The sequence below is a fragment of the Prevotella sp. khp7 genome (assembly GCF_900109055.1).
In the GTDB taxonomy this organism is placed as follows: Bacteria; Bacteroidota; Bacteroidia; order Bacteroidales; family Bacteroidaceae; genus Prevotella.
The window spans coordinates 461,720-480,783 of record NZ_FOIV01000004.1; the positions used below are offsets into that span (position 1 = coordinate 461,720).

33 protein-coding genes are annotated in these 19,064 nt (G+C 46.7%); 1 reads left to right on the plus strand and 32 read right to left on the minus strand.

The window, feature by feature from the left end:
* Positions 1-80: 80 nt before the first annotated feature.
* The gene (locus BMX82_RS12225; protein ID WP_036909848.1) at positions 81-587 is read left to right on the plus strand and encodes a septal ring lytic transglycosylase RlpA family protein; all 507 of its coding nucleotides are present in this window, start codon (positions 81-83) and stop codon (positions 585-587) included.
* Positions 588-594: 7 nt separating this feature from the next.
* On the opposite strand, the gene BMX82_RS12230 is transcribed toward BMX82_RS12225, so the two are convergent.
* The 32 genes from BMX82_RS12230 to fusA all read right to left on the minus strand — a co-directional run bounded on the left by BMX82_RS12230 (position 595) and on the right by fusA (position 19,050).
* Positions 595-1,332: a hypothetical protein gene (locus BMX82_RS12230; RefSeq protein WP_091769386.1), complete on the minus strand. Its 738-nt coding sequence runs from the start codon at positions 1,330-1,332 to the stop codon at positions 595-597.
* A gap of 174 nt (positions 1,333-1,506) precedes the next feature.
* The gene (rplQ, locus tag BMX82_RS12235) at positions 1,507-2,019 is read right to left on the minus strand and encodes a 50S ribosomal protein L17 (protein WP_036909851.1); all 513 of its coding nucleotides are present in this window, start codon (positions 2,017-2,019) and stop codon (positions 1,507-1,509) included.
* Between the two features lie 51 nt (positions 2,020-2,070).
* Entirely contained in the window at positions 2,071-3,063 is a 993-nt protein-coding gene (locus tag BMX82_RS12240) for a DNA-directed RNA polymerase subunit alpha (RefSeq protein ID WP_036909853.1), read from the minus strand.
* A 14-nt stretch (positions 3,064-3,077) separates the two neighbouring features.
* Positions 3,078-3,686 (minus strand): 30S ribosomal protein S4, encoded by a 609-nt coding sequence (rpsD, locus tag BMX82_RS12245; protein ID WP_036909854.1) that lies wholly within the window; start codon positions 3,684-3,686, stop codon positions 3,078-3,080.
* Between the two features lie 45 nt (positions 3,687-3,731).
* The gene (gene rpsK, locus BMX82_RS12250; protein ID WP_013063216.1) at positions 3,732-4,121 is read right to left on the minus strand and encodes a 30S ribosomal protein S11; all 390 of its coding nucleotides are present in this window, start codon (positions 4,119-4,121) and stop codon (positions 3,732-3,734) included.
* A 33-nt stretch (positions 4,122-4,154) separates the two neighbouring features.
* Complete coding sequence (gene rpsM / locus BMX82_RS12255) at positions 4,155-4,535, minus strand: 30S ribosomal protein S13 (RefSeq protein WP_013065210.1); 381 nt, start codon at positions 4,533-4,535, stop codon at positions 4,155-4,157.
* 112 nt (positions 4,536-4,647) lie between these two features.
* The gene (gene rpmJ, locus BMX82_RS12260; RefSeq protein WP_009160995.1) at positions 4,648-4,764 is read right to left on the minus strand and encodes a 50S ribosomal protein L36; all 117 of its coding nucleotides are present in this window, start codon (positions 4,762-4,764) and stop codon (positions 4,648-4,650) included.
* 15 nt (positions 4,765-4,779) lie between these two features.
* The gene (infA, locus tag BMX82_RS12265) at positions 4,780-4,998 is read right to left on the minus strand and encodes a translation initiation factor IF-1 (RefSeq protein ID WP_004341775.1); all 219 of its coding nucleotides are present in this window, start codon (positions 4,996-4,998) and stop codon (positions 4,780-4,782) included.
* Positions 4,999-5,002: 4 nt separating this feature from the next.
* Positions 5,003-5,803: a type I methionyl aminopeptidase gene (map, locus tag BMX82_RS12270; protein ID WP_036909856.1), complete on the minus strand. Its 801-nt coding sequence runs from the start codon at positions 5,801-5,803 to the stop codon at positions 5,003-5,005.
* Between the two features lie 9 nt (positions 5,804-5,812).
* Complete coding sequence (secY, locus tag BMX82_RS12275; protein WP_036909857.1) at positions 5,813-7,162, minus strand: preprotein translocase subunit SecY; 1,350 nt, start codon at positions 7,160-7,162, stop codon at positions 5,813-5,815.
* 8 nt (positions 7,163-7,170) lie between these two features.
* Complete coding sequence (gene rplO, locus BMX82_RS12280; protein ID WP_036909859.1) at positions 7,171-7,617, minus strand: 50S ribosomal protein L15; 447 nt, start codon at positions 7,615-7,617, stop codon at positions 7,171-7,173.
* 28 nt (positions 7,618-7,645) lie between these two features.
* Positions 7,646-7,822 (minus strand): 50S ribosomal protein L30, encoded by a 177-nt coding sequence (gene rpmD / locus BMX82_RS12285; protein ID WP_036909860.1) that lies wholly within the window; start codon positions 7,820-7,822, stop codon positions 7,646-7,648.
* Positions 7,823-7,836: 14 nt separating this feature from the next.
* Entirely contained in the window at positions 7,837-8,349 is a 513-nt protein-coding gene (gene rpsE, locus BMX82_RS12290) for a 30S ribosomal protein S5 (protein WP_036909861.1), read from the minus strand.
* Positions 8,350-8,355: 6 nt separating this feature from the next.
* Positions 8,356-8,700, minus strand: a complete 345-nt coding sequence (rplR, locus tag BMX82_RS12295) for a 50S ribosomal protein L18 (protein ID WP_036909862.1) — start codon at positions 8,698-8,700, stop codon at positions 8,356-8,358.
* 20 nt (positions 8,701-8,720) lie between these two features.
* Positions 8,721-9,290 carry a 50S ribosomal protein L6 gene (rplF, locus tag BMX82_RS12300; protein WP_036909864.1) on the minus strand — a complete coding sequence of 190 codons (570 nt, stop codon included), beginning with the start codon at positions 9,288-9,290 and terminating at the stop codon, positions 8,721-8,723.
* A 14-nt stretch (positions 9,291-9,304) separates the two neighbouring features.
* Positions 9,305-9,700, minus strand: coding sequence for a 30S ribosomal protein S8 (gene rpsH / locus BMX82_RS12305; protein ID WP_036909866.1), 396 nt, complete (start codon positions 9,698-9,700; stop codon positions 9,305-9,307).
* Between the two features lie 67 nt (positions 9,701-9,767).
* Positions 9,768-10,070 carry a 30S ribosomal protein S14 gene (gene rpsN, locus BMX82_RS12310; protein WP_036909868.1) on the minus strand — a complete coding sequence of 101 codons (303 nt, stop codon included), beginning with the start codon at positions 10,068-10,070 and terminating at the stop codon, positions 9,768-9,770.
* Positions 10,071-10,075: 5 nt separating this feature from the next.
* On the minus strand, positions 10,076-10,633 hold the full coding sequence (gene rplE, locus BMX82_RS12315; RefSeq protein WP_036909869.1) for a 50S ribosomal protein L5: 558 nt from the start codon (positions 10,631-10,633) through the stop codon (positions 10,076-10,078).
* Entirely contained in the window at positions 10,633-10,950 is a 318-nt protein-coding gene (rplX, locus tag BMX82_RS12320; RefSeq protein ID WP_091769389.1) for a 50S ribosomal protein L24, read from the minus strand. The genes rplE and rplX overlap by 1 nt, the downstream gene beginning before the upstream one ends.
* Before the next feature lie 20 nt (positions 10,951-10,970).
* Positions 10,971-11,336: a 50S ribosomal protein L14 gene (gene rplN / locus BMX82_RS12325; protein ID WP_013065032.1), complete on the minus strand. Its 366-nt coding sequence runs from the start codon at positions 11,334-11,336 to the stop codon at positions 10,971-10,973.
* Positions 11,337-11,338: 2 nt separating this feature from the next.
* On the minus strand, positions 11,339-11,605 hold the full coding sequence (gene rpsQ, locus BMX82_RS12330) for a 30S ribosomal protein S17 (protein WP_036909872.1): 267 nt from the start codon (positions 11,603-11,605) through the stop codon (positions 11,339-11,341).
* 2 nt (positions 11,606-11,607) lie between these two features.
* Positions 11,608-11,802, minus strand: coding sequence for a 50S ribosomal protein L29 (gene rpmC, locus BMX82_RS12335; RefSeq protein WP_013065209.1), 195 nt, complete (start codon positions 11,800-11,802; stop codon positions 11,608-11,610).
* 6 nt (positions 11,803-11,808) lie between these two features.
* Positions 11,809-12,237, minus strand: a complete 429-nt coding sequence (rplP, locus tag BMX82_RS12340; protein WP_036909874.1) for a 50S ribosomal protein L16 — start codon at positions 12,235-12,237, stop codon at positions 11,809-11,811.
* Positions 12,238-12,262: 25 nt separating this feature from the next.
* Positions 12,263-12,988, minus strand: coding sequence for a 30S ribosomal protein S3 (gene rpsC / locus BMX82_RS12345; RefSeq protein WP_036909877.1), 726 nt, complete (start codon positions 12,986-12,988; stop codon positions 12,263-12,265).
* A gap of 2 nt (positions 12,989-12,990) precedes the next feature.
* Positions 12,991-13,398 (minus strand): 50S ribosomal protein L22, encoded by a 408-nt coding sequence (gene rplV / locus BMX82_RS12350; RefSeq protein ID WP_036909881.1) that lies wholly within the window; start codon positions 13,396-13,398, stop codon positions 12,991-12,993.
* Between the two features lie 47 nt (positions 13,399-13,445).
* Entirely contained in the window at positions 13,446-13,712 is a 267-nt protein-coding gene (gene rpsS, locus BMX82_RS12355) for a 30S ribosomal protein S19 (protein WP_013065476.1), read from the minus strand.
* A gap of 27 nt (positions 13,713-13,739) precedes the next feature.
* A complete protein-coding gene (gene rplB / locus BMX82_RS12360; protein ID WP_036909882.1) occupies positions 13,740-14,567 on the minus strand; it encodes a 50S ribosomal protein L2 in 828 nt (275 codons plus the stop codon).
* Positions 14,568-14,572: 5 nt separating this feature from the next.
* Positions 14,573-14,920 carry a 50S ribosomal protein L23 gene (rplW, locus tag BMX82_RS12365; RefSeq protein ID WP_036909883.1) on the minus strand — a complete coding sequence of 116 codons (348 nt, stop codon included), beginning with the start codon at positions 14,918-14,920 and terminating at the stop codon, positions 14,573-14,575.
* A gap of 15 nt (positions 14,921-14,935) precedes the next feature.
* On the minus strand, positions 14,936-15,565 hold the full coding sequence (gene rplD, locus BMX82_RS12370; RefSeq protein ID WP_036909885.1) for a 50S ribosomal protein L4: 630 nt from the start codon (positions 15,563-15,565) through the stop codon (positions 14,936-14,938).
* A 2-nt stretch (positions 15,566-15,567) separates the two neighbouring features.
* Positions 15,568-16,182: a 50S ribosomal protein L3 gene (gene rplC, locus BMX82_RS12375; RefSeq protein WP_036909886.1), complete on the minus strand. Its 615-nt coding sequence runs from the start codon at positions 16,180-16,182 to the stop codon at positions 15,568-15,570.
* A 349-nt stretch (positions 16,183-16,531) separates the two neighbouring features.
* On the minus strand, positions 16,532-16,837 hold the full coding sequence (gene rpsJ, locus BMX82_RS12380) for a 30S ribosomal protein S10 (RefSeq protein WP_013064715.1): 306 nt from the start codon (positions 16,835-16,837) through the stop codon (positions 16,532-16,534).
* 83 nt (positions 16,838-16,920) lie between these two features.
* Positions 16,921-19,050, minus strand: a complete 2,130-nt coding sequence (fusA, locus tag BMX82_RS12385; RefSeq protein ID WP_036909887.1) for an elongation factor G — start codon at positions 19,048-19,050, stop codon at positions 16,921-16,923.
* Positions 19,051-19,064 lie beyond the last annotated feature (14 nt).

Sequence of the window (19,064 nt, forward strand, 5' to 3'; positions counted from 1 at the left end):
CGCAAGCCAGGGTCTATCTACGATGCTGATAAGGCTTCGTACAAAGCCTCCCCTGTTGTCCAGTGAGCAGAAACTAATGAATGTTATTTAAGAACAAGATAGTCTTAACGACACTCACATTGCTAATAAGCTTTACCGCTTTGGCTCAAAGTCAGAGCGGTAAGGCTTCGTTTTATCCCAAGAAGTTCACAGGCAGGAAGACCGCCAGCGGCGAACGGCTGCACCATGACAGTCTGACCTGTGCACATCGTACCTACCCTTTCGGTACGTTGCTAAAAGTGACTAATCCGGAAAACAACAAGCATGTGATTGTACGCGTAACCGACAGAGGACCTTACGTAAAAGGACGAATCATCGATCTCTCGGTTAAAGCTGCTCAAGAACTTGGAATCGTTGCCCAAGGTATCGCCCCTGTCATTGTCGAACACTACAGTTCTGCTATTATCCCTTTCAAACCTGAAGACATCTTCGAACAGCCAGAACTGGAGATGGGAACTAACAGCGGGCCGTTGGAAAAGCCTGTATGGGTGATTCTACGGGAACAGATGAAGAAAGAAACAGCCAAAGAAAAAGATAGTAAGCGATAGAATGATTCTATCGCTTACTTGTTATTATACGGAACTCACGAGCCTGAGAACGCAGTTCCCTGTTATCCTGGAAAACACTTACACGGATGACGGCCTCACCGTCACGTAAACGATCATCAGTCCTTATAATAGCCGAATATCGGATGCCTCTACCAGGCATAATACTCTCTATCAGGACATTCTCTGAGATATGGATATGTCTATTACCCGTAACTTCCTTTACTGAAGGCAACACACGGAATACAGGTTTTGCTGAAGTATTAAACACTTCGAATACAATTCTAGCATCTTCGCCACGGCTTAATACATGGTCACGGGTGGCATCCACAATTCGGGGATTACGAATCTCAAGACACGGCTCAACGACGCGATTGACGGGAGCAGTAGACGGAGTAAAGTCTTCTCCAAAGCCATAAAGACGGTCATCAGCCTCACCACCTCCATAATAGGTGTCTCGATCTCGCTGCGACTCTATACGCTCCATACGCTGCCGACGGTAGTCCTCGTACTTTTTCTGTTCTGCGTTGTCGGCAGCAGCACCAACAGCCGCTCCGACCATAGCACCACCAGCCATACCAATCAGAGTACCGACATCACTACCACGCGGGCCACCAGCGATTCCTCCTATAGCAGAACCGATAATAGAGCCAAACGACGCACCGGTATAAGTACCAGCAGCCGTATAGCTACCACAGCTGCTTAACAACAGTAGTGCGCCAACCGATAAAACTAACATCTTTTTCATAAGCAGACCTATTATTGTTCAACGCTGCAAAGATAAGAAATGTATAAGATACCAACAAGGGGAAATCCCGAAAATTGCATAGGGGAACCCCTACAAGGCAATTTTATACGAATAATAAACAAAAAAGTCCCGCATCTTTTCGATACGGGACCTTCATATAAAAGAGATTTTGATTTATTCAGCCTTTGCCTCTTCTGCGGGAGTTTCAGCAGGAGCCTCTGCCTTTGCCTCCTCAGCAACGGGTGCTTCTGCAGGAGCAGCCTCAGCCTTAGGAGCAGCCTTACGAGAACGACGGGTAGTCTTCTTCTTGGTCTCCTTGGCCATTTCGGGATCAAAGTCTACGAGCTCGATGAAGCAAACCTGTGCAGCATCACCCTGACGAGTACCGAGCTTGATGATACGAGTGTATCCACCAGGACGGTCTCCTACCTTCTGAGCTACCTCTCCGAAGAGTTCCTTGATAGCTTCTTTGTTCTGCAGGTAGCTGAATACTACACGACGAGAGTTGGTAGAGTCTTCCTTTGCCTTAGTAACCAGGGGCTCTACATACTTCTTCAAGGCCTTAGCCTTTGCAACGGTCGTAGTGATTCTTTTGTGCATGATCAGCGAGATAGCCATGTTTGCAAGCATGGCACTACGATGAGATGCAGTACGACCGAGATGGTTGAATTTCTTACTATGTCTCATTTTTTTCTTTTCTTTTTATTGGGCGCTGAGTCTTATAGGCCAAACCTACAGTTACTCCTTGTCCAGTTTATACTTTGAAATGTCAGTTCCAAACGAAAGATTCAGACTCTCGAGCAAATCATCAAGCTCGGTGAGCGATTTCTTACCGAAGTTACGGAACTTAAGAAGGTCTGTCTTGTTGTACTGTACCAGATCGCCAAGCGTCTCAACATCAGCAGCCTTGAGGCAGTTGAGGGCACGAACCGAGAGGTTCATGTCAACGAGACGTGTCTTAAGCAATTGGCGCATGTGCAGAATCTCCTCATCAAACTCCTGATTGCCCTCTGACTCGGTATTCTCGAGTGTAATCTTCTCGTCAGAGAACAGCATGAAGTGATAAATCAGAATCTTTGCAGCCTCCTTCAGGGCATCCTTCGGGTGAATGGAACCGTCCGTCGTAACTTCCAGCACGAGCTTGTCGTAGTCGGTCTTCTGCTCAACACGATAAGGCTCTACAGCATATTTTACATTACGAATCGGAGTGTAAATAGAATCGATTGCTATTACATTTACATCAGTGCAGAACTCGCGATTCTCATCAGCGGGTACATATCCGCGACCTTTGTTAATTGTAAGATCAATCTGCATCGATGCCTTGGAATCTAAATGACAAATCACCAAATCGGGATTCAGCACCTCAAATCCAGTCAGATACTTGCCTATGTCTGCGGCTTTGAATTCGGTAGAATTCTCGACCGTGATACTGACTTTCTCGTTCTCGAATTCTTCTACTACTTGCTTGAACCTAACTTGCTTCAGGTTCAAGATAATGTTGGTCACGTCTTCCTTTACACCAGGTACAGATGAGAACTCGTGCTCAACACCAGCAATGCGAATGGTGTTGATGGCATAGCCCTCAAGTGATGAAAGAAGAATGCGGCGAAGGGCGTTACCGATGGTCACACCGAAACCAGGCTCCAAAGGACGAAATTCGAACTTGCCGAACTTGTCGTTGGCCTCCAACATTACGACTTTATCAGGTTTTTGAAATGCTAATATCGCCATTAATTTAAATGATTTTAGTTCTTAGAGTACAACTCAACGATTAACTGTTCCTTAATGTTCTCGGGGATGTCGGTGCGCTCGGGCTTGTGCAGGAACTTACCGCTCTTTGAATTCTCATCCCACTCGATCCAGGGATACTTACTATGGTTGAAACCAGCAAGGGCTGCCTCAATAACCTCGAGAGACTTTGACTTCTCACGAACAGCGATAACCTGACCGGGCTTCACACTATAGGAAGGGATATTAACAACCTGGCCGTCAACAGTGATATGCTTGTGGCCTACGAGCTGACGAGCAGCTGCACGAGTAGGAGCAATACCAAGACGGAACACTACATTGTCGAGTCGGCTCTCCAGCAACTGAAGGAGCACCTCACCGGTAATACCCTCAGCCTTAGCAGCCTTCTCAAACAAATTACGGAACTGGCGCTCAAGTACTCCATAAGTGTACTTGGCCTTCTGCTTCTCTGCCAGCATGACTGCATACTCCGACATCTTACGACGACGGTTGTTGCCATGCTGTCCCGGGGGGAAGTTCCTGCGGGACAAAACTTTGTCTGCGCCGAAAATGGGTTCACCAAAACGGCGTGCAATTTTTGATTTCGGTCCTAAATATCTTGCCATAATTCTAAAAAATAATTTTCTGTAAATATTGAATAGCCTCAAAGACTATACACGACGACGCTTTGGAGGACGACAACCATTATGTGGCAGTGGTGTAACGTCGATAATCTCCATTACCTCAATACCAGCACCATGGATAGCACGGATAGCAGACTCACGTCCGTTACCAGGACCCTTTACATAAGCCTTCACCTTGCGCAGACCCAGATCGTAAGCAACCTTAGCGCAATCCTCGGCTGCCATCTGAGCAGCATAAGGAGTGTTCTTCTTTGAACCACGGAAGCCCATCTTACCTGCTGATGACCAAGAGATAATCTGACCCTCATCGTTAGCCAAAGACACAATAATATTATTGAAAGAACTGTGTACGTGGAGCTGGCCAATAGCGTTAACTCTCACGTTTCTTTTCTTTGAAGTGACTGTTTTCTTTGCCATAATTCTTAAATTCTTTAATCGTTCAACTTAGAATTACTTCGTAGCCTTCTTCTTGTTAGCAACAGTCTTCTTCTTTCCCTTACGAGTACGAGCATTATTCTTTGTGCTCTGACCGCGAACAGGAAGACCATTACGATGACGGACTCCACGATAGCAACCAATATCCATCAGTCGCTTAATATTCAACTGGATCTCACTACGAAGATCACCTTCTACTTTGAATTCAGCACCGATGATTTCACGGATTTTGGCTGCCTGGTCGTCAGTCCACTCGTTGACCTTCAGGTCACGGCTGACACCTGCCTTATCCAATATCTTTGCTGAACTACTTCGACCAATACCATAGATATAGGTCAATGCGATTTCGCCACGCTTATTCTGGGGCAAATCTACTCCAACAATTCTTATTGCCATTTGTTAAATAAAAAGATAAAATAATAAACTTTAAATTTCGAAATTCTGCTAAAAAGCATGCAAAGGTACGAAGATTTTCTCAAACCTCCGCACATTTTATGCTTATTTAACATTAACCCTGACGCATTTTATACTTAGGGTTCTTCTTGTTGATAACGAACAGGCGGCCCTTACGACGTACAATTTTGCAGTCTGGGGTACGCTTCTTCAATGATGCTCTTGTTTTCATATTTGTTCCTATTGTTTATTTGTATCTAAATACAATTCGTCCCTTTGTCAGGTCATACGGACTCATTTCGACCTTAACCTTATCGCCAGGAAGTATCTTGATATAGTGCATTCTCATCTTTCCAGAGATATGCGCAATTATCTGGACTCCATTTTCAAGTTCTACTCGGAACATCGCATTCGATAACGACTCTACGATTGTTCCGTCTTGCTCAATAGCGGATTGCTTTGCCATAAATCTAATATATATTTCCTTCTAATTTTTGAACTTCATCGAATGAAGATAAAATCTCAGCCTTACCCTTACGAACAGCTATCGTATGCTCGAAATGAGCAGCGGGTTTACCGTCTCGGGTGCGGATAGTCCAACGATCCTTATCCAGCCAGATGGCACGATCACCCATCGTAATCATGGGTTCGATAGCAATGCACATACCGGCTTTCAACATCACGCCATTTCCTCTCCTGCCATAGTTTGGTACCTGCGGATCCTCATGCATGTCACGACCAATACCATGACCGGTCAACTCACGCACGACTCCATACTTCTGTGCCTCACAATGCTCCTGCACCGCACTACTGATATCACCAAGATGCCTTCCTGCTACGGCATTTTCAATACCTAGGTAAAGCGCTTCCTTAGTGGTTTTCAGCAACTTCTTGACCTCTTCTGAGACCTCGCCCACGCAAAACGTATAACAAGAGTCTCCATTGAAGCCATTCAGTAATGTTCCGCAGTCAACAGAGATGATATCGCCATCTTTCAGAATTGTTTCTGCATTAGGCACACCGTGAACGACTACGTCATTAACTGACGTGCAGATGCTGGCAGGAAACGGCCCTCCATATGGATTGGGGAAACCCTTAAATGTCGGTATAGCTCCATTATCTCTAATGAACTCATCCGCAATTTTATCCAACTGGAGGGTCGTTACTCCAGGCTTTATATGTTTTGCTAATTCGCCAAGCGTACGACCAACGAGTTGGTTCGCCTGACGCATCAGCTCTATTTCATCCTCAGTCTTCAGAAATATCTTCATAGAAGAAGATTAGTATGCAGCCATTCCGCGACCGTGGATACGGCCAGAACTGAGCAGACCATCATAGTGACGCATCAGCAGATGACTCTCGATCTGTGCAAGTGTATCAAGCACGACACCGACAAGAATCAGCAGAGATGTACCACCAAAGAACTGAGAGAATGCATCCTGTACATTCAGCAAACTTGCAAAAGCAGGCATGATAGCGATGAAAGCAATAAACAGAGAACCGGGCAGGGTGATGCGAGACATCACAGTGTCGATATACTCTGCAGTTTCCTTACCAGGCTTAACACCAGGAATGAAACCATTGTTACGCTTCATATCCTCTGCCATCTGAGTTGGATTCAGAGTGATTGCTGTGTAGAAATAGGTAAATGCGATAATCAGAACAGCAAATACAACGTTGTAAGCCAGCGAATGATGATCCATCATCGTACGAATGGCCTGCATGAACGGTGAAGTGCTTTCCGGGTTCATCCACTGGGCGATGCTCAACGGAATAAACATCAGAGCCTGAGCAAAGATGATTGGCATTACGTTAGCAGCGAACAGCTTCAGAGGGATGTACTGACGTGCACCACCAACCTGCTTATTACCTACGAGGCGCTTTGCATACTGTACGGGAACCTTGCGGACACCCTGTACCAGAACAATAGATGCGCAAACAACTGCATAGAGAATGATAATCTCAACGAGGAACATCACCAATCCGCCACCAGTGATGGCAGTAAAACGCGAGCTCACTTCCTGAATGAAAGCCTGAGGCAGGCGGGCAATGATACCAATCATAATGATCAGTGAGATACCATTTCCTATACCTTTATCCGTAATGCGCTCACCCAACCACAGGATGAACATACTTCCTGCAGAAAGAATGATAACAGCGGGAACCATAAAGACAGACCAAGAGATACCTGTTGCCAGGGCTGCTCCAGAAGTCATCTTGAGGTTCATCAGGTAACCCGGTGCCTGAAACAGTAGGATTGCTACTGTCAGCCAACGGGTATACATACTGATTTTCTTACGGCCGCTCTCGCCCTCACGCTGCATTTTCTGCACGTAAGGAACAGCGACAGCGAGAAGCTGCATTACGATAGAAGCAGAGATGTATGGCATGATTCCAAGCGCAAAGATAGATGCGTTGGAGAATGCACCACCGGAGAACATGTCAAGCAACGACATCAGACCGCCAGCAGTCTGAGACTGCAATTGGCTCAACATGGCTGGATTGATACCGGGGAGTACCACAAACGAGCCAAAACGATAAATCGCTACAAACAGGAGAGTAATCAGGATGCGCTGACGCAGATCCTCAATCTTCCAAATGTTCTTCAGTGTCTCTATTAACTTCTTCATATACAGTTTTAGATTTTTGTTGCGTTACCACCTACTGCCTTGATAGCTTCCTCGGCAGTCTTTGAAAAAGCATTGGCCTCTACGTCAACCTTTGCCTTCAGTTCACCAGTACCAAGAACCTTGATCAGTTCCTTGCCATTGGTAAGACCTGCAGCGATCAACTCTGCCACTCCGATCTTAGTGAGGTTTTTCTCCTCAGCAAGCTTCTGAAGTGTAGAGAGGTTAACAGCAAAGTATTCCTTGTGGTTGATGTTCTTGAAACCAGCCTTCGGAACACGGCGCTGGAGAGGCATCTGACCACCTTCGAAACCAATCTTTCTCTTATAACCAGAACGAGCCTTGGCACCCTTGTGACCACGGGTAGAAGTACCACCCAGACCAGAACCTGGTCCGCGACCGATACGACGACGTGAGTGAGTTGAGCCCTCAGCTGGCTTTAAATTATTCAGTTTCATAATCGAATCTACTTTTTAAATGTTGTTATTAGTCAATAACGGTCACTAAGTGGTGAACCTTGCGAATCATTCCACGGATTGAAGGAGTATCCTCTACCTCAACAACCTGGGAGATTTTACGCAGGCCGAGAGCCTCGAGCGTACGCTTCTGGTCTACCGGATAACCGATCTTACTCTTAATCTGCTTAACCTTAATTGTTGCCATAGTCAATTTCTCCTTTATCCTCTAAATACTTTATCCATACTGATTCCACGGGTACCTGCAACAGTGTAGGCATCACGCATCAGGCTCAGAGCTGCGATAGTAGCCTTTACCAGATTGTGAGGGTTTGATGAACCCTTTGACTTTGCAAGCACATCCTTTACACCAACACTCTCCAGTACGGCGCGCATAGCACCACCAGCCACAAGACCGGTACCGGCAGCGGCCGGCTTCAGGAATACCTGTGCACCACCGAAGCGGGCTTCCATCTCATGAGGAATAGTACCCTTGAGAACGGGAACCTTAACAAGATTCTTCTTGGCAGCCTCAACACCCTTAGCAATAGCTGCTGTTACTTCACCAGCTTTACCAAGACCCCAGCCGATAATGCCATTGCCGTCACCGACAACAACAATAGCTGCGAATGTAAAGGTACGACCACCCTTTGTTACCTTGGTAACACGGTTGATGGCAACCAATCTGTCTTTCAACTCTACGTCACTATTTACTTTAACATTCTTCATTGCCATAATCGTTTAGAATTTAAGTCCACCTTTACGTGCTGCGTCTGCAAGTGACTTTACACGGCCGTGATAGAGATAACCGTTACGGTCGAAGACTACGGCAGTAACGCCAGCCTCCTGAGCCTTCTGGGCTACCAGCTCACCAACCTTCTCAGCCTGCTGGATCTTAGGCATAGTCTCGAGACCCAGTGATGATGCAGATGCGAGTGTTTTACCTTCCAAATCATTGATAACCTGAGCATAGATCTGCTTGTTGCTGCGGAATACACTCAGACGAGGACGCTCGGCTGTGCCGAACACGTTCTTACGAATTCTATATTTGATCTTAATTCGTCTTTCTACTTTCTTCGTTGTCATAATCGTCAAATCAATTAAAGTTACTTAGCTGATGCTGACTTACCCGACTTACGACGGATAACCTCACCCTTGAACAAAATACCCTTTCCTTTGTAAGGCTCAGGCATACGGAAAGAACGAATTTTAGCACAAATCAGACCGAGCAGTGCTTTGTCACATGACTCGAGGATAATCTGAGGATTCTGGTTACGCTCCATCTTTGTCTCAACCTTAACCTCCTTAGGAAGCTGGATGAAGATGGGGTGTGTATAACCAAGAGCGAACTCAATGATGTTACCCTGATTAGATACACGGTAACCAACACCTACGAGTTCCATTTCCTTCTTATAGCCTTCGCTAACACCTACAACCATGTTGTTGACAAGCGCACGATACAGACCATGGAAAGCCTGCTTCTGCTTAATGTTGACAGGGCTGTTCTCATCGATCTCGAATGTCACGTGGCCATCTTCAATCTTCACCTTGATAGATGAATCTACCTTCTGTGAAAGCTCTCCCTTAGGACCCTTTACGGTAACGATACCGTCCTTGTCCTGAGCAACTGAAACGCCTGCAGGGATACTAATTGGCAATTTTCCTATTCTTGACATATTCTATCCTCCAATTAATATACGTAGCAAAGAACCTCACCACCGATTTTCTGGGCAGCGGCCTCTTTGTCTGTCATTACACCTTTAGACGTGGAAAGAATTGCGATTCCAAGTCCGTTAATAACTCTCGGCATCTCTTTGTAGCCAGTGTACTTGCGGAGACCCGGTGTGGATACTCTCTTCAGGCACTTAATGGCGTTTTCACGAGTTGCAGGGTCATACTTCAAAGCTACCTTGATAGTACCCTGAGGACCATCCTCAATGAACTTGTAGTTCAGGATGTAACCCTTCTCGAAGAGGATCTTTGTGATCTCTTTCTTCAAGTTTGACGCAGGAACCTCAACGACACGGTGATGTGCCATGATTGCGTTTCTGAGTCGTGTCAGATAATCTGCTATTGGATCTGTCATAAAATAAAATTTTAATTAATCGGGACTACCCCGACAATATTAATAATCTCTGTTTCTTTCTTGTTGTTTACCAACTAGCCTTCTTTACCCCAGGAATCAGACCGCTTGATGCCATCTCACGGAACTGGATACGAGAAAGACCAAACTGGCGCATATATCCCTTTGGACGTCCCGTGATCTTGCAACGGTTGTGCAGACGGATGGGGTTTGCATTCTTGGGAATGCTCTGCAACTTGCGAGCTGCCTCATAAGCCTCAGCAGGATCCTCGCTTGTAGCAATTACCTTCTTCAGAGCTGCACGCTTTTCAGCGTAACGAGCAACGAGCTTGGCGCGCTTTACCTCGCGGGCTTTCATTGATTCTTTTGCCATATCTCTTAATCGTTTTTAGCGTTCTTGAATGGAAGACCGAATGCCTTCAGCAGAGCATAACCTTCCTCATCGGTCTGAGCTGATGTTACGAAAGTGATGTTCATACCCTGAATACGGTCTACTGAATCGATATTAATCTCCGGGAAGATAATCTGCTCCTGGATACCCAGTGTGTAGTTACCACGGCCATCGAACTTGCTCTCGATACCCTTGAAGTCACGGATACGGGGAAGAGCAATACGAACGAGTTTCTCAAGGAACTCATACATGCGCTCACGACGGAGAGTCACCATCACGCCGATAGGCATCTTCTTACGAAGTTTGAAGTTGGCGATATCCTTCTTAGAATATGTAGCAACTGCCTTCTGACCACAGATGGCGCTGATTTCGTTGATAGCTACGTCGATGATCTTCTTATCCTGAGTTGCGTCGCCCAATCCCTGGTTAACAACAATCTTCTTCAGGGCAGGAATCTGCATCGTTGAAGTGTAGTTGAACTGCTTCTGCAGAGCAGGAGCGATCTTCTCCTTGTACTCTGACTTTAACTGTGCTGTATTTGCCATTACTTAATCTCCTCCCCTGATTTTTTAGCGATACGGGTGACCTTCTTGCCCTCGCGCTTGATAGCAACACGGGTAGCCTTGCCACTCTTCGGATCAATCAAACTAATATTTGAGATGTGAATAGGAGACTCCATCTTCACGAAACCTCCCTGAGGATTCTTGGCGCTAGGCTTTGCACTCTTGTTGACCATGTTAACACCTTCAACAAGGGCGCGCTGCTTGTCGGCCATAATCTTCAGCACCTTACCAGTCTTGCCCTTATCCTCACCGGCCAGGACGATGACTGTATCGTTTTTCTTAATATTGAACTTTGCCATTTCTTGTATCAATTTAAATATTAAAGTACCTCAGGTGCCAAAGAAACGACCTTCATATTCACGGCACGGAGTTCACGGGCAACAGGGCCGAAGATACGGCTGCCACGGAGCTCACCAGCATTGTTCAGCAGTACGCAGGCGTTATCGTCGAAACGGATGTATGAGCCATCAGCACGACGGATTTCCTTCTTAGTGCGAACAACCAAAGCCTTTGATACTGCACCCTTCTTTACATCACTTGTAGGGATCGCGTTCTTGATAGAGACGACGATGATATCACCTACGCTGGCATAACGGCGCTTTGTACCACCCAATACACGGATGCAAAGAGCTTCACGTGCACCGCTGTTGTCAGCTACTGTAAGTCTTGATTCTGTCTGTATCATAATTACTTAGCTTTTTCTACAATGTTAACTAATCTCCATCTCTTTGTCTTTGACAGAGGACGGGTTTCCATAATGAGCACGGTATCACCTACATTGCACTCGTTCTTCTCGTCGTGTGCGTGATACTTCTTTGTCTTCTGGACAAACTTACCATAAATAGGGTGCTTCTCCTTGAACTTAGCGGCAATAACAATGGTTTTATCCATCTTGTTGCTGATAACGACACCCTGTCTTGTCTTTCTTAAATTTCTTGTTTCCATCTGGACCATTGTTATTTATTAAGTTCTCTCTGATGAAGTTCTGATTTCATACGTGCGATATCACGACGAGCAGCCTTAATCTGAGATGGATTCTCAAGCGGAGTGATGGCGTGGTTCAACTTCATCTGGTTGTACTTTGCAACCTCAGCCTCAATGCGCTCTGCCAAGTCCTTGGTCTCGAGCTCTCTTACTTCTTTAATCTTCATACTCAATTAAGCGTTTTTATCGTAATCACGTCTAATAACAAACTTTGTCTTAACCGGCAGTTTCTGTGCACCGAGGCGGAGAGCCTCCTTAGCAACGTCGAAAGGAACGCCTTCTACTTCAAAGAGGATGCGGCCAGGAGTAACGGGAGCTACCCATCCTGCGGGATCACCCTTACCTTTACCCATTCGGACATCAGCAGGTTTGCGAGTAATGGGTTTATCAGGGAAGATGCGGATCCATACCTGACCTTCACGGTTCATATAACGGTTGATGGCAACACGAGCTGCCTCAATCTGGCGGCTGTCAATCCACTTGGCATCCAGAGTCTTGATGCCGAATGAGCCGAAAGCCAGCGTTGTACCTCTGTGGGCGTTGCCTTTATTGCCGCGTCCATCCTGAGGTCTTCTATATCTTACTCTTTTGGGCTGTAACATAATAAGCTTCTACTTTAAACGATTATTACTTCTTCTTATTACGGAACTTTCTGTCACCGCCACGACCAGCGCCGTTTGAACGGCCACCAGCCTTCTCCTGAGTGAAGTTCGGAGCCAGGTCAACGTTACCATAAACCTCACCACGGCAAATCCAAACCTTAATGCCCAGCAGGCCAACCTTTGTCAGGGCCTCAGAGTGGCAGTAGTCAATGTCTGCACGGAAGGTGTGCAGTGGAGTACGGCCTTCCTTCAACATCTCACTACGAGCGATTTCTGCTCCATTGAGACGACCTGAGATGAGTACCTTAATACCCTCGGCGCCAGCACGCATCGTGTTCTGAATAGCCATCTTGATAGCACGGCGATAAGCAATCTTACCCTCTATCTGGCGAGCGATGTTATTAGCCACGATGGTTGCGTCGAGCTCAGGACGCTTAACCTCAAAAATATTAATCTGAATCTCCTTATCGTAGAGCTTCTTCAGCTCTTCCTTCAGTTTGTCAACATCTTGACCACCTTTACCAATGACGATACCCGGACGGGCAGTGCAAATAGTAATGGTAACCAGCTTCAATGTACGCTCGATGACAATCTTAGAAACGCTTGCCTTAGCCAGGCGCTCGTTCAGATACTTACGGATTTTCTGATCCTCTACCAGGTTATCTCCGAAGTCTTTGCCTCCGAACCAATTTGAATCCCAACCTCTAACGATACCCAGACGGTTGCTTATTGGATTAACTTTCTGTCCCATACTTATTCTTTTACGTCATTAGTTTTAGCGTCAACGAACAGGGTCACGTGATTAGAACGCTTGCGGATACGATAGCCGCGACCCTGAGGTGCCGGTCTCATTCTCTTCATTGTAACACCCTCGTCGACGAAGATGCGAGTTACGAACAGCTCACCGTCCTCTGCCTTGCGATCATTCTTGGCTTCCCAGTTGGCAATGGCTGAACGGAGGAGTTTTTCTACATCAGCTGCAGCTGCCTTCTTCGAGAAACGAAGCACACCCAGTGCGCGATTTACCTCCATGCCGCGGATCATATCAACGACATAGCGCATCTTACGGGGTGAAGAGGGGCAGCCTTTCAGCTTGGCAAAATACTGTGTCTTAAGTGCTGCTTTTCTTTCTTCAGCCTTAATATGTTTTCTTGCTCCCATTGTAAATTCTTAATTCTTAATTCTTAAATTCTTAAATCTCCCTGGGATTACTTCTTGTTACCAGCATGTCCGCCGAAACGACGTGTAGGTGCAAACTCACCGAGTTTGTGACCAACCATGTTCTCAGTAACGTAAACAGGGATAAATTTGTTACCGTTATGAACTGCAACAGTGTGTCCCACGAAGTCCGGGGAAATCATTGATGCTCTGGCCCATGTCTTAACGACATTCTTCTTACCACTCTCATTCATAGCGAGAATCTTCTTCTCGAGTGATACGTTGATGTACGGACCTTTCTTTAATGAACGACTCATAATTTTCTTCTCTAATTAACTTCGTGATTACTTCTTGTTAGCTCTTTCAATGATATACTTGTTTGAAAGCTTCTTAGGTGCACGAGTCTTGAGACCCTTAGCGTACAGACCCTTACGTGAACGTGGGTGTCCACCAGACTGACGGCCTTCACCACCACCCATTGGGTGATCATGCGGGTTCATAACAACACCACGGTTGTGAGGACGCTCGCCCAACCAGCGGCTGCGACCAGCCTTACCAGAAGCCTCAAGGGCGTGGTCAGAGTTACCTACACTACCTACAGTAGCCTTACAAGCTGAGAGAATCTGACGAGTCTCGCCTGAAGGAAGCTTGATAACGCAATAGCTACCCTCACGAGAAGTCAACTGAGCGAAATTACCTGCCGAACGAACGAGCTTGGCACCCTGGCCGGGACGCATCTCAATGTTGTGGATGACTGTACCAACGGGGATGTTAGCGAGTGGAAGTGCATTACCTACCTCAGGCACTGCATCCGCTCCTGACATCAAGGTTGCACCAACCTGCAGTCCATTAGGAGCAATGATATAACGTTTTTCACCATCAGCGTAGAAAAGAAGCGCAATGCGAGCAGAGCGGTTAGGATCATACTCGATTGTCTTAACTACAGCTGGAACACCATCCTTCTCTCGTTTGAAGTCGATCAGACGATACTTCTTCTTGTGACCGCCACCCATGTAACGGACGGTCATCTTACCGGTGTTGTTTCGACCACCAGTAGAACGCTTACCGTAAACGAGAGACTTCTCTGGCACGGATGCAGTAATATCCTCGAACGTGCCAATAATCTTGTGTCTTTGACCCGGAGTTACGGGCTTTAATTTACGTACTGCCATTTCTATTATTGAATATTGCTATAAAAATCAATTGCATCGCCCTCCTTCAGAGTAACGATAGCCTTCTTGAACGCGTTCTTCTGACCCTTGATCAGACCGGCCTTTGTGTAGCGTGAGCTACGCTTTCCGGCATAACGAACGGTATTCACGTCGATAACCGTAACATTGTACAGGCTCTCAACCTCTTTCTTAATCTCAAGCTTATTAGCCTCGGGCTTAACGATGAAACCATACTTAGCCTCGGCCTTCTTGGTTCTCTCTTCACCCTTAACCTTATAAGTTTTCTCTACAGAAGACTTGTCTGTAATCTTGGTCATCTTCTCAGTGACCAGGGGTTTAATGATAAATGCCATTTCTATTTGTCTCCTTTACTTGTTTAAGATACCGTCGATAACCTCCAGAGACTTCTCAGAGATAACCAGTACATCAGCATTCAAAACTTTGTAAGAATTAATGGTTGATGCCTCCATTACCTCTGCGCCCTGCAGATTGCGAGCCGACAAATATACGTTATTATTTGTTCCTGACAAAACAAAGAGAGTCTTCTTGCCGTCTACTTTGAGATTTTTTGCAATATTTACGAATTCTTTAGTCTTTGGGGCATCCATATTGAAGTCCTCAACAACTACGATTGCATTCTCCTGAGCCTTGTAGGCCAGTGCAGACTTACGAGCAAGAAGCTTCACCTTCTTATTCAGTTTGAAGCCATAGTCACGGGGTGTGGGACCGAACACGCGAGCACCACCACGCAGCAGTGGAGAGTTGATGTCACCATGACGTGCACCGCCACCGCCTTTCTGACGACCGAGCTTACGAGTAGAACCAGAGATTTCGCTTCTCTCCTTTGACTTAGCTGTACCCTGACGCTGGTTAGCGAGATACTGCTTTACATCCAGATAAAGAACGTGGTCATTAGGTTCAATGCCGAAGATAGCCTCATTCAGAGTTACCTTTCTTCCGGTCTCCTGACCGTTGATATTCAATACGCTAACTTCCATCTTTACTTGTTGATTATTACAGTTGAACCATTGTAACCAGCGCAGCTACCCTTGATAAGAATCAGGTTGTGCTCTGGAATTACCTTTAACACTTTGAGGTTCTGAGTTGTCACTCTGTCACCTCCCATTTGACCGCCCATGCGCATTCCCTTGAACACCTTAGCGGGATAAGAACAAGCACCGATAGAACCTGGCTTACGCAGACGGTCGTCCTGACCGTGAGTAGCCTGACCTACACCGCCGAAACCATGACGCTTAACAACGCCCTGGAATCCCTTACCCTTAGATGTTCCGACAACGTCAACAAACTCGGCACCCTCAAAGATGTCGACTGTTACGGTGTCACCGAGGTTGAGCTCCTCGTCAAACTTGAACTCGGCCAAGTGAGCCTTTGGTGTTGTGTTAGCCTTCTTGAAGATACCCATCATTGCTTTGGTGGTATTCTTCTCCTTCTTCTCACCGAAGGCGAGCTGAACAGCCTTATAGCCATCCTTCTCTACAGACTTAACCTGAGTAACAACACAAGGACCAGCTTCGATTACAGTGCACGGTACATTCTTACCGTCGGCACTGAAAACGGATGTCATTCCGATTTTTCTTCCAATTAATCCTGGCATTTCAGTTTAAAATTTAAATAATAATATTGTTTATATTGTTCTTTTTTAAGTGTCATCTCGCTTTTCGAAGCACACAAAACCCACTTAAAAAGGAACTTCAACTGCTTCATTCTTGAAGGCTAAGTTGCTCTTTATCAGGGTATTGATAGCTATCGAGCCAGCGCAATACGCACTTTTGCGGGTGCAAAGGTACAAATATAATGTGAGATAGGCAACATTTACCACCCGCCAAAACGTATTTTTAAGTTTTTTTATGAATTTAAGAAGCAAAAGGCATGTTAATTTGTAAAAAAGGGCGCATCCGAAACTTCGGATGCGCCACTTTATCATTGAGGGGAAATTGATAATACTATACCTTAATCTCAACCTCAACACCGCTGGGAAGCTCAAGCTTCATCAGTGCGTCAACAGTCTTAGCAGTTGAGCTGTAGATGTCAATCAGACGCTTGTAGTCTGAGAGCTGGAACTGCTCACGGGCCTTCTTGTTAACGAAGGTAGAGCGGTTTACGGTGTAAATACGCTTGTGCGTAGGAAGGGGGATAGGACCGCTGATGATAGCACCTGTGGCCTTAACTGCCTTCACGATCTTCTCGGCTGACTTGTCTACGAGCTTGTGGTCGTAGCTCTTCAGCTTGATACGAATTTTCTGACTCATTGTCTTTCTATTTTAATTGTTATTATAAAACGGAGGCCGCTAAAGAGTCATTTGCTCAGCGGCACTCCTAATTCAGTCTTTTATTAGACGAGGTCGGCACGACCCTTCACCTCCTCAAGTACAGTCTTGGCGATTGAGCTTGAGAGTGGTGCGTGGTGATCATACTCCATAGAGCTGGTAGCACGACCTGAGGTGATAGTACGGAGAGCGGTTACATAACCGAACATCTCTGACAGGGGAACCTGAGCCTTAACGACACGGGCACCGCTGCGAGCCTCTTCCATACCCTCTACCTGACCACGACGCTTGTTCAGGTCACCGATCACGTCACCCATGTTCTCCTCAGGTGTTACAACCTCGAGCTTCATGATAGGCTCCATGAGTACGGGCTTAGCCTGAGCGCAGACTGCCTTGTAAGCCATCTGGGCAGCAATCTCGAATGAGAGCTGGTCAGAGTCAACTGGGTGGAACGAACCGTCGACAACGACTACCTTCAGTGAATCCATAGGATAGCCACCGAGGATACCGTTCTTCAGAGAAGCCTCGAAGCCCTTCTGTACGGCGGGGATGAACTCCTTAGGAATGTTACCACCCTTCACCTCGTTGATGAACTGCAGAGGTCCATTCTCCTTAACATCGTAATCCTCGTCAACAGGACCAACGTTTACGATGATGTCGGCGAACTTACCACGACCACCCGACTGCTTCTTGTAAACCTCACGGTAACCCATAACAGTCTTGGTGATGGCCTCCTTGTAGTTAACCTGAGGCTTACCCTGGTTACACTCAACCTTGAACTCACGCTTCAGACGGTCGATAATGATATCGAGGTGAAGCTCACCCATACCAGAGATAATGGTCTGACCACTCTGCTCGTCGGTACGTACGGTGAAGGTTGGGTCTTCCTCAGCCAGCTTAGCGAGACCGTTGTCGAGCTTAGCAACGTCGGCCTGGCTCTTGGGCTCTACTGCGATAGAGATCACAGTGTCGGGGAAGGTCATTGACTCGAGCACGATAGGATGTGCCTCGTCACAGAGAGTATCACCAGTGCGGATATCCTTGAAGCCTACACCTGCACCGATATCACCGGCGTCGATTGACTCCATGGGGATTTCCTTATTTGAGTTCATCTGGAACAGACGGCTGATACGCTCCTTCTTACCTGAGCGGGGATTGAATACGTAGCTTCCGGCAGTGATCTTACCAGAGTAGACACGGAAGAATACCAGACGTCCCATATATGGGTCGGTGGCAATCTTAAATGCCAGAGCTGATGTAGGCTCATCCTCAGAAGGCTTACGATCCTCTTCCTCGTCGGTGCTGGGGTTGGTACCCTTGATTACCTCTACGTCAACAGGTGCGGGCAGGAATGCACACACATAGTCGAGCAGGGGCTGAACACCCTTATTCTTATAAGAAGAACCGAGCAGCATAGGAGTACACTGCATAGCGATGGTACCCTTACGGATAGCTGCGATGATCTCAGCCTCGGTGATTGAGTCGGGATCGTCGAAGTACTTCTCCATCAGAGCCTCGTCGTACTCAGCGGCAGCCTCGAGCAGCTTGTTACGCCACTCGTCGCACTCAGCCTGCAGCTCCTCGGGGATATCCTCAACATCGTACTCAGCACCCATAGTCTCATCGTGCCACAGGATAGCCTTCATCTTGATCAGGTCAACGAGACCCTTGAAGTTCTCCTCAGCACCGATGGGCACCTGAATAACAACGGGGTTAGCACCCAGGATGTCCTTCATCTGCTGAACAGTCTCGAAGAAGTCAGCACCTGAACGGTCCATCTTATTTACATAACCGATACGGGGAACGTTGTACTTGTCGGCCTGGCGCCATACAGTCTCAGACTGAGGCTGTACACCGTCTGCTGCAGAATAGGTAGCAACAGCTCCGTCGAGCACACGCAGTGAACGCTCTACCTCAGCGGTAAAGTCTACGTGTCCCGGAGTATCGATCAGGTTAATCTTGAAAGTCTTGTTATCCCATGTCCAGTTACAGGTTGTAGCAGCAGAGGTAATAGTGATACCACGCTCCTGCTCCTGGGCCATCCAGTCCATCGTTGCAGCTCCATCATGTACCTCACCGATCTTGTGCGTCTTACCTGTGTAGAACAGGATACGCTCAGAGGTCGTTGTCTTACCGGCATCGATGTGGGCCATAATACCGATGTTTCTTGTCAAATGTAAATCGCGATTTGCCATTGTTTTGTATATCC

Coding starts and splice junctions, on each gene's coding strand:
- rplX (WP_091769389.1), bottom strand. CDS start 10,950: ATGGCAAAGTTCAATATTAAGAAAAACGATACAGTCATCGTCCTGGCC.
- rplR (WP_036909862.1), bottom strand. CDS start 8,700: ATGACAACGAAGAAAGTAGAAAGACGAATTAAGATCAAATATAGAATT.
- rpsS (WP_013065476.1), bottom strand. CDS start 13,712: ATGAGTCGTTCATTAAAGAAAGGTCCGTACATCAACGTATCACTCGAG.
- rpsK (WP_013063216.1), bottom strand. CDS start 4,121: ATGGCAAAGAAAACAGTCACTTCAAAGAAAAGAAACGTGAGAGTTAAC.
- rplD (WP_036909885.1), bottom strand. CDS start 15,565: ATGGAAGTTAGCGTATTGAATATCAACGGTCAGGAGACCGGAAGAAAG.
- rplB (WP_036909882.1), bottom strand. CDS start 14,567: ATGGCAGTACGTAAATTAAAGCCCGTAACTCCGGGTCAAAGACACAAG.
- infA (WP_004341775.1), bottom strand. CDS start 4,998: ATGGCAAAGCAATCCGCTATTGAGCAAGACGGAACAATCGTAGAGTCG.
- rpsH (WP_036909866.1), bottom strand. CDS start 9,700: ATGACAGATCCAATAGCAGATTATCTGACACGACTCAGAAACGCAATC.
- rpsE (WP_036909861.1), bottom strand. CDS start 8,349: ATGGCAATGAAGAATGTTAAAGTAAATAGTGACGTAGAGTTGAAAGAC.
- rpsN (WP_036909868.1), bottom strand. CDS start 10,070: ATGGCAAAAGAATCAATGAAAGCCCGCGAGGTAAAGCGCGCCAAGCTC.
- map (WP_036909856.1), bottom strand. CDS start 5,803: ATGAAGATATTTCTGAAGACTGAGGATGAAATAGAGCTGATGCGTCAG.
- BMX82_RS12240 (WP_036909853.1), bottom strand. CDS start 3,063: ATGGCGATATTAGCATTTCAAAAACCTGATAAAGTCGTAATGTTGGAG.
- BMX82_RS12225 (WP_036909848.1), top strand. CDS start 81: ATGTTATTTAAGAACAAGATAGTCTTAACGACACTCACATTGCTAATA.
- BMX82_RS12230 (WP_091769386.1), bottom strand. CDS start 1,332: ATGAAAAAGATGTTAGTTTTATCGGTTGGCGCACTACTGTTGTTAAGC.
- rplE (WP_036909869.1), bottom strand. CDS start 10,633: ATGGCAAATACAGCACAGTTAAAGTCAGAGTACAAGGAGAAGATCGCT.
- rplC (WP_036909886.1), bottom strand. CDS start 16,182: ATGCCAGGATTAATTGGAAGAAAAATCGGAATGACATCCGTTTTCAGT.
- rpmJ (WP_009160995.1), bottom strand. CDS start 4,764: ATGAAAACAAGAGCATCATTGAAGAAGCGTACCCCAGACTGCAAAATT.
- rplQ (WP_036909851.1), bottom strand. CDS start 2,019: ATGAGACATAGTAAGAAATTCAACCATCTCGGTCGTACTGCATCTCAT.
- rpsM (WP_013065210.1), bottom strand. CDS start 4,535: ATGGCAATAAGAATTGTTGGAGTAGATTTGCCCCAGAATAAGCGTGGC.
- fusA (WP_036909887.1), bottom strand. CDS start 19,050: ATGGCAAATCGCGATTTACATTTGACAAGAAACATCGGTATTATGGCC.
- rplP (WP_036909874.1), bottom strand. CDS start 12,237: ATGTTACAGCCCAAAAGAGTAAGATATAGAAGACCTCAGGATGGACGC.
- rpmC (WP_013065209.1), bottom strand. CDS start 11,802: ATGAAGATTAAAGAAGTAAGAGAGCTCGAGACCAAGGACTTGGCAGAG.
- rplF (WP_036909864.1), bottom strand. CDS start 9,290: ATGTCAAGAATAGGAAAATTGCCAATTAGTATCCCTGCAGGCGTTTCA.
- rpmD (WP_036909860.1), bottom strand. CDS start 7,822: ATGGCAACAATTAAGGTTAAGCAGATTAAGAGTAAGATCGGTTATCCG.
- rpsD (WP_036909854.1), bottom strand. CDS start 3,686: ATGGCAAGATATTTAGGACCGAAATCAAAAATTGCACGCCGTTTTGGT.
- rplN (WP_013065032.1), bottom strand. CDS start 11,336: ATGATACAGACAGAATCAAGACTTACAGTAGCTGACAACAGCGGTGCA.
- rplO (WP_036909859.1), bottom strand. CDS start 7,617: ATGAAACTGAATAATTTAAAGCCAGCTGAGGGCTCAACTCACTCACGT.
- secY (WP_036909857.1), bottom strand. CDS start 7,162: ATGAAGAAGTTAATAGAGACACTGAAGAACATTTGGAAGATTGAGGAT.
- rplW (WP_036909883.1), bottom strand. CDS start 14,920: ATGGCATTTATCATTAAACCCCTGGTCACTGAGAAGATGACCAAGATT.
- rpsC (WP_036909877.1), bottom strand. CDS start 12,988: ATGGGACAGAAAGTTAATCCAATAAGCAACCGTCTGGGTATCGTTAGA.
- rplV (WP_036909881.1), bottom strand. CDS start 13,398: ATGGGAGCAAGAAAACATATTAAGGCTGAAGAAAGAAAAGCAGCACTT.
- rpsJ (WP_013064715.1), bottom strand. CDS start 16,837: ATGAGTCAGAAAATTCGTATCAAGCTGAAGAGCTACGACCACAAGCTC.
- rpsQ (WP_036909872.1), bottom strand. CDS start 11,605: ATGGTCCAGATGGAAACAAGAAATTTAAGAAAGACAAGACAGGGTGTC.